This window comes from Chitinimonas violaceus, from assembly GCF_052601015.1.
The window spans coordinates 1-333 of record NZ_JBQXDJ010000263.1 but is presented as its reverse complement, the minus strand read 5'-3'; the positions used below and the strand labels follow the sequence as shown (position 1 = coordinate 333).

Genomic DNA, 333 nt, shown 5'->3' with positions numbered 1-333 from the left:
ATCGTGCGCTGCCGATCGCCTATTTCGACCGCCTGGGAGTTCCAAGACTCGCCTAACCTCAACTTCTCGAACCGCCCGGTGCGGACCCGCATGCCGGGTGGTGTGGCAGGGGTCGGCCAAGTAATCTAGCCGCCCCTATGCCGATTCCTGCCGTTTCCCACGCCATCCACAAACAGCAAAGCAAAAGCCCCAATCTCTGTTGAGATCGGGGCTTCACTATAAGGCGCCTGGCAGTGACCTACTTTCACACGGGAGATCCGCACTATCATCGGCGCGGTGTCGTTTCACTGTCCTGTTCGAGATGGGAAGGAGTGGGTCCAACACGCTATGGCC

The 333-nt window shown here is 59.2% G+C and carries 1 rRNA gene; it reads right to left on the bottom strand.

Annotation, left to right across the window (positions count from 1 at the left end):
* Positions 1–225: 225 nt before the first annotated feature.
* Positions 226–333 (bottom strand): 5S ribosomal RNA (rrf, locus tag ACUHMQ_RS21220); the annotation flags it as partial.